Here is a 3,539-nt window from a genome sequence, read left to right on the forward strand (position 1 = left end):
TCGATAGGTTAGTGACTTTAATGCGGGTTAAAGACCCACGGAGAAGACACTAACCTATCGAAAACCTCGGTCTAAAAAGCAGGCGGCCCCGGACACACACGCATCCGGGGCCGCCTGCTGCGGTTATTCAGCGCCTACGAGGCAATCTTCGCGATCTGGAACATGGACGCCGGCATCGGCCGGTCCAACGACCAGCGAATATGCATCGGCTTGGAGCCCTCGTGAGAAATGTATTTCACGGTGCCCAGGCACATGTAGGGTTCGGGGCCGAGCCTATTCTCCCTGTGCTGGCGGGCGAAGAGCACGATGCGTCGGCCTCGCTCCTCGTGGTGTTGGAAGAGCTGACCCGTCGGACTTTCGGGGGTTGTCGCGCTCTGTGAATCCCATGCGAACTCGTCAGTGCTGATGGCGTAGTCTTTGTACATGGTGGCCGGGGAGAAGTGCTTCTCAGATTTCTCTAACGTCACCAGCAACGCGGTGGTGTTCGTCGGGTCGAAGGGTACAACACCGTTGACCACGCCGCCGGGTACCTTGAAGTTCTCCTCCTGGCCGCCCAGTCCGGCGAATAGTTCCTCGCGGGAGTAGAGGGCGTGAGTGCGCAGGGGGATGCCTTCACCCTCAAAGAGCGGCAGGGTGGAGGTGGTGTCCGTACCGGCGTTGAAGTTCCATACGCTCTCCAGCTCCTGCAGCATGCCGCGGTTCTTGCGCAGAGTCGCCAGGCCTTCGTTGAGGCTAAACTTCTCAGAAGAACCGTCCCACTTGGCCTTCGGCCAGATGGAGAACAGCAGCATCCATGCGTGGCGGCGCTGTTCATCGGTCATGTCCTGCTCCAGGATGTCCGTGTTTAGCAGCTCCAGGTATGCGTTAATGCGGAACGTGTCGTGTACGTGCGTGAGTGCCTTGACGCGCTTATTCGTCTCGACGGCCACGTTGTCCTGGAAGGGAACCACCAGGTCGGGGTACAGTTCACTCGCGGCCTGGAGGCTGGTCCAGGTTGTTGCGACGGGCTTAGTGATACCGGGCAGGGTCATCTTGCTGTTGCGGCCGTAAATCTGCGGCAGTCCCAACCCGTAGCGGTTGATGAAGTCAATGACGGTGGGGCGAATATCGAGGTCCGTGGAGTTTCGGCGCATATCTTCCAGGTAGCTCTTTGCGGTGTCGATGAGGGCGTTCTGGTTCATGCGTAGGGACTCGCGAATCTTCTTGATGACCTGCTTCTGAGTTAGTTCGTCCAGGTGGAAGTGGCAGCCAGCCGGCAGCTCGGGGTTCTTAACGTCCTGCTCGGTCAGGGTGCCCTGTCGTGCAAAAGCGCGGTACTTGCTGTGAATCATGAAGTTCTTGTTCTGGTGTCCCACGAAGTCGAGGACCGTCAGAACAGACTTCAACGGTGCACGGCGCAGGCCGCGGCCCAGCTGCTGCAGGAAGAGGGTGAGCGACTTGGTGGGGCGCAGCATCAGGAGGGTGTCGACGCTCGGAATATCGACGCCCTCGTTGAACAGGTCCACGGTGAAGATCGTGGTCAGCTCGTGCGTTTCGTCTGCAAGGTTTTTCATGACCTCGGCGCGGCGCTCGGCGGAATCTGTACCGACCAAAAAGTCAGCGGGAATACCGACCTCGTTGAATTTCTGCGCCATGTATTCGGCGTGCTTCACGCTCACACAGAACCCGAGTGCCTTCATGCGCAGGGGGTTGTCGACCTTCTCGCGTAGCTCCTCCACGATGATGCGCAGGCGGCGTTCAGCCTCGTCCTTGGTGTACAGGTTCTCAAGGGCGTTTTCGTCGTATTTGCCGCTTCGAACGTTGATGCGGCGCAGGTCGGTGCCGTCGGCAATACCGAAATACTGGAAGGGTACGAGGAGGTGGTCTTCGAGTGCGTCCCATAGGCGGATTGAGGTCGCCACGTAGCCGTCAAAGTACTTGTCGGCGATGTTCACCCCGTCTTCTCGCTCGGGGGTTGCGGTCAGGCCAATAAATTCGCGGGGCTCAAAATAGTTGAAAACTTTGTCCCAGCTGGCGGCCTTAATGTGGTGGCATTCGTCCATGATGATGACGTCGAAATAGTCCGGCGCGTAACTTTCGAGGGCGGCACCTGACAACGTTTGAACGGTCGCAAAAACAGCCTCATTATATTCAGGCTTTTTGCCGCCGGTCAGGAGCTCACCGAAATTACCTTTAAGCATGACGTCGCCGAAAGTGCGGCGCGCCTGGTCTAGGATTTCTTTTCGGTGTGCAATGAAAAGCAACTTTAGCTTTTTGCCGTACTGCTCGCAGAGGCGCTTGTAATCGAGAGCCGAGAACACGGTTTTGCCGGTGCCGGTTGCGGCCACGGCGAGGTTACGGTGGCGGCCCTTAGAACGAGCGTTCTGCATCTCTTCGAGCATGCGCACCTGATGCGGGAACGGGTGCACATCCAGCAGGGACGAGTCGATATCGTACTCCAGGCCCTTGCTTTTACGGCCGGTAATATCCGCCTTGGCCAGGGCAGTATCCAACTCCTGTTTCTCCTGGTCAGAGGCGGTGTAAAGGGTAAAATCGCCGCTCTTCCAGTAGCTTTCAAACAGGCCTTCAAACTGGCGGATCAGGCCGGGTGTAATCGGGTTAGAGATGCGAACATTCCACTCCAGGCCGTCAGTGAGTGCGGCACTGGACAGGTTCGAGCTGCCCACATAGCCGGTGGACATGCCGGTATTGCGGTGGAACAGCCAGGCCTTCGCGTGCAGTCGGGTGCTGTCGCCCTGGTAACTGATTTTTACCTCGGCACCGTACTCTTCAACGAGGCGGTCGATAGCCTTGCGGTCGGTTGCGCCCATGTAGGTGGTGGTAATAATGCGGAAAGGGATACCGCGATTTTTAATAGCTTTAAGCTGCTCACTCAAACTATTAACGCCGGACATTTTAAGAAATGAGCAGAGCAAATCTACGCGGTCTGCACTTTCTAATTCTTTCTGAATTTCAGTATTGAGATTCAGGTCTTTAGAAGTATTCGTCATCAGAGCAACGTCACTCAGAGGAATATCGGGGCGCGTAGTTTTTGCGTCAGTGAGGGCGAGCTCGCGCATCTGAATTACGTTGCTGTCGTCATCGGTCAGCAACGAATCGTTCTGCTCTTCGGCATCCTGCGGCAGGAGCTCCATCATGCGGTTGATGAGTTCCACCTGGTCTGCGGGGGTCTTGAGGCTTTCGAGGGCGGGGGCCAGCTGGGTGGCGAAGAACTGGGTGAGCAGTTCGGGGATGTTGTAGTCGTCCTTTTCGAGGATTTCTTCCTGCCATTGCGCGCCTTCAGGGATGGTGCGGCTCATGAGCGATGCGCTCTTGAGGTGTTCGTAGAGCCCCAGGGGGAGAGTTTCGTCAGTTGTGGTCATAGCAGCAGCCTAGCAGCCCGGGCGGTTTGCCGCTGCTTGGGTGGTCACCGGCTCACGGGGTAGGGGTGGCGGAATCCTGTAATTACAAAAATTCTGCCCCGCATCCTCCTCGAAAAGCCACATGTGTTTCGAGAAGCCACATAATATGTTGCTTTTCGAAACACATGTGGCTTCTCG

General features: G+C 57.0%; 1 protein-coding gene. It reads right to left on the bottom strand.

Going from position 1 to position 3,539, the window contains the following annotated elements; genetic code table 11:
- Positions 1-134: 134 nt before the first annotated feature.
- On the bottom strand, positions 135-3,362 hold the full coding sequence (locus HMPREF2710_RS04350) for a DUF3427 domain-containing protein (protein ID WP_049363699.1): 3,228 nt from the start codon (positions 3,360-3,362) through the stop codon (positions 135-137).
- Positions 3,363-3,539 lie beyond the last annotated feature (177 nt).

The sequence above is a fragment of the Rothia sp. HMSC069D01 genome (assembly GCF_001810135.1).
Classification (GTDB): domain Bacteria; phylum Actinomycetota; class Actinomycetes; order Actinomycetales; family Micrococcaceae; genus Rothia.

Excerpts from the sequence above, each read along its gene's own strand:
- HMPREF2710_RS04350 (WP_049363699.1), bottom strand. The coding sequence starts at position 3,362 with ATGACCACAACTGACGAAACTCTCCCCCTGGGGCTCTACGAACACCTC.